General features: G+C 71.3%; 3 protein-coding genes and 1 pseudogene. All 4 read left to right on the top strand.

What is annotated here, in order from left to right:
- Positions 1–205, top strand: a pseudogene (locus tag ACWDX9_RS55595) (hypothetical protein); the annotation flags it as partial.
- A gap of 19 nt (positions 206–224) precedes the next feature.
- Entirely contained in the window at positions 225–881 is a 657-nt protein-coding gene (locus ACWDX9_RS55590) for a response regulator (protein WP_449970799.1), read from the top strand.
- Between the two features lie 338 nt (positions 882–1219).
- Complete coding sequence (locus tag ACWDX9_RS55585; protein ID WP_449970797.1) at positions 1220–2581, top strand: phenylacetate--CoA ligase family protein; 1362 nt, start codon at positions 1220–1222, stop codon at positions 2579–2581.
- Between the two features lie 537 nt (positions 2582–3118).
- On the top strand, positions 3119–3876 hold a 758-nt coding region (locus ACWDX9_RS55580), incomplete at its 3' end, for an alpha/beta hydrolase (protein WP_449970794.1).

The raw sequence follows: 3876 nt of genomic DNA, 5'->3' as shown, positions 1-3876 counted from the left end.
CAGCGGCTCGCGTTCCGCGCGCGGCGCCGGGCCCGGCGCGGGTCAGGGGGTGGTGGGCATGCGCGAACGGGCGACGCTGCTCGGCGGCACGCTCGACGCCGGTCCGGTGGCGGGTGGAGGCTTCGAGGTACGCGCCACGCTGCCCGTCCCCGATGCCGACGAGGAGGCCCATGAGCACCTCATCGCAGGGGACGACGTCGGATGACCATGGAGAGGGAGAGGGCTTGATCCGGGTTCTGATCGCCGATGACCAGGGGATGGTGCGCACGGGGTTCACCGTGTTCCTGAGCGGGCAGCCGGACATCGAGGTGGTGGGCGAGGCGGCCAACGGGCGGGAGGCCGTGGAACGGGCCTCGGCGCTGCGCCCCGACGTGGTGCTCATGGACGTGCGCATGCCGGTCATGAACGGCCTGGAGGCGGCCAGGGAGCTCCTGTCGCGCGACAAGGCGCCGAAGGTGCTCATCCTGACCACGTTCGACCTCGACGACTACGTCTACGAGGCGTTGCGGGCCGGGGCCAGCGGGTTCCTGCTCAAGGACGCCTCCGCCGCCCAGCTCGTGGAGGCGGTGCGCGTGGTCGCGGCCGGGGAGGCGCTCATCGCCCCGGCGATCACCAAGCGGCTCATCCACGAGTTCGCCAAGCTGGGCGCGCCGCGACCGGTGACGGGCAAGCGGCCGGCCGAGCTGACCGAGCGGGAGACGGAGGTGCTGACGCTGGTGGCGCAGGCGCTGTCCAACCAGGAGATCGCGGAGAAGCTGTTCGTGGCGGAGCAGACGGTCAAGACGCACGTCGGGCGGGTGCTGATGAAGCTCGGCCTGCGCGACCGCGCCCAGGCGATCGTCTTCGCCTACGAGACCGGCCTGGTCCGCCCCGGCGAGTAACCCTGGGAGTGGTGCCCGCTCCCTTGCACGGCCCCAGTCCCCCTCTCCCGACCAGCGTCGGTGCCGGCCTTTCCGGTGGCGCCCCTCCCTTGCACGGCCCCGTTCCCCCTCACCCGACCCGCATCCGTGCCGGCCTTGCCGGTGGCGCCCTTCCCTTGCACGGCTCCATTCCCCCCTCACCCGACCCGCATCCGTGCCGGCCTTGCCAGTGGCGCCCCTCCCTTGCACGGCTCCATTCCCCCCTCACCCGACCCGCATCCGTGCCGGCCTTGCCAGTGCCGCCCCTCCCTTACACAACCCCCGTTCCCCTTCACGGGCCGCCGCCGTACAGTCGGCTGATGGACCCGGTTGAGCTCTTCCATCAGGTGGCGGCGACCGTTCCCGCCTACAGGGCCTTTCTGGCGGAGAACCACATCAACCCCGAGCAGATCTCGACATTTCAGGATTTCGTCGGGCTGCCGATGACGTCCAAGGAGAACTACACCCACCGCCACCCCCTCCCCGACCTGTGCAGGAACGGCACGATCGGGGACATCATCGCCGTGTCCTCCGGCTCGACCGGCGTCCCGTCCTTCTGGCCGCGCTCGGCGGCGGACGAGCGCGTGATCGCCGCCCGTTTCGAGGAGGTCTTCAGGGACTCCTTCGACGCCCGCGAGCGCCGTACCCTCGCCGTCGTCTGCTTCGCCCTGGGCACCTGGGTCGGCGGCCTGTTCACCGTCAACTGCTGCCGCCACCTGGCCGAACGCGGTTACCCGATCACCGTGGTCGCCCCCGGCACCGACCGGAGGGAGATCCTGCGGGTCATCCCCGAGCTGGCGCCCCACTTCGACCAGGTCGTGCTCCTGGGCTACCCGCCGTTCCTCAAGAACGTCATCGACACCGAGGACCTCCCCTGGGCCGACTGGAACATCAAGCTCGTCACGGCCGGCGAGGTGTTCAGCGAGGAGTGGCGCACGCTGGTCGCGCGGCGGGCGGGGATCGCGGACCCCGTCCGGGGCATCGCCTCCCTGTACGGGACCGCCGACGCGGGCGTTCTGGGCAACGAGACCCCGCTGTCCGTCGAGATCCGGCGCTTCCTGTCCACGCGCCCGGACACGGCCAGGGAGCTGTTCGGCGAGTCCAGGCTTCCGACGCTCATCCAGTACGACCCGCAGGTCCGCTTCTTCGAGGAGCACGAGGGCACCCTGCTCTTCTCCGGCGACAACGGCATCCCGCTCATCCGTTACCACATCGCCGACGAGGGCGGCGTGGTGCCGTACGAGGACATGCTGGGCTTCGTCCGGCGGCACGGCTTCGAGCCGGCGGCCGGAGGGCCGGAGCGGCCGTTCGTGTACGTCTTCGGCCGCAGCCACTTCACCGTGTCCTACTACGGCGCGAACGTCTACCCGGAGAACATCGCGGTCGGCCTGGAGCAGCCGGAGGTCAGCGGCTCGGTCACCGGGAAGTTCGTGGTGGAGGTGGTGGAGGACGCCGACCGGGACCGGCACCTGACGATCACGGTGGAGCTGATGCCCGGCGAGAAACCGACCGACGAGATCGCCCAGGCGGTGGGCGGGTCGGTCCTGGCCCAGCTGCGGCGGCTGAACAGCGAGTTCGCCAACTATGTGCCCGTCCCGCAGCAGGTGCCGTTCATCCGGCTACGGGAGTCCGGCGACCCCGAGTACTTCCCTCCAGGCGCCAAGCACCGTTACACCCGCTGACCCGGGCGGGCGATGCGGAACTCCACGACCCGCCGGTCGGCCCTGGCCAGGTCGTAGTCGTGGATGGACGGTCTCTCGCGAGTACGCACGCAGGCCGTCGCTGTACACAGTGCCCGGCACTACCGGTCGGATCGCGGCTGGGCGGGGTGATGGGGTACGGGCACCCGTTCCACACGGCGTTCTCCGACGACGCGAGGCGGCGCAGGAAGCGGCGATCTGCGGCCGGCTCGCTGAGCCGCCCTCAAAGCCTGATCCGAAGAACTGCCGGGATGCCGCGCGCTTCCACGCACCGTTGGAGGGCCTGACGGGCACGCCGAGGTGGGCCCTGTTCAAGGCGATCGCCGGGCATTAGGGCGGCCAGGCATTAGGGCGGCCGGGCATTAGGGCGGCCGGGCATTAGGGCGGCCGGGCATTAGGGCGGCCGGGCATTAGGGCGCCGGGCACGCACCGTAGTCCCGTATCCCCCTCCAGTACTACGGGAAAGGTCAAACCCTGCGGTGACGCGGACAACAGGCCACTCTCCGTAACGTTCCCAGCATGCTCAGAAACCTTCTTCTCGCAGGGCTCGTGACGGTGGGGGCGCTCGTGGTGTGGCCGGGGCAACCGGGCGGGCGACTGGTGCGGGTCTACGGCAACCTGGCCACGGCCGACCGGGTGGCGGTCATCGTGCCCGGCGCCGACACGACGGTCGCCACGTTCGACGACGGCACAAAGCGACCCGGAGGCGCGGCAAGGGCCCTGCTGGCGGAGGCCGCGCGGCTCGCCCCGCGCGAGCGACTGGCGGTGGTGGCCTGGCTGGGCTACGACTCCCCACCCACGCTGAGCCTGGGCGTGCTCACCAGCGACGCGGCGGCCAAAGGTGCCCGCGCGCTGCGCCGCACCATCACGGAGCTCCACGCGCACACCCCGGCTCCGATCGCACTGCTGTGCCACAGCTACGGCTCGGTCCTGTGCGCCAAAGCCGTCCCCGGCTTACCCGTGACCGACCTCGCGGTCTTCGGCAGCCCCGGCCTCGACACACCCTCCGCCGCCACCCTGACCCAACCAGCCCGCACCACGGAGACCACCGGAGCCGCCGCCCCGACCCAACCAGCCCACACCGCAGAGACCACCCGAGCCGCCCCGACCCAACCAGCCCACACCGCAGAGACCACCCGAGCCACCGCCCCGACCAACCCGGCCCACACCGCAGAGACCGCCCGAGCCGCCCCGACCCAACCAGCCCACACCGCAGAGACCACCCGAGCCACCGCCCCGACCAACCCGGCCCACACCGCAGAGACCGCCCGAGCCGC

The organism is Nonomuraea sp. NPDC003201, from assembly GCF_053590415.1.
The sequence above is the reverse complement of the archived record's forward strand: the minus strand, read 5'-3'. Positions and strand labels throughout refer to the sequence as shown.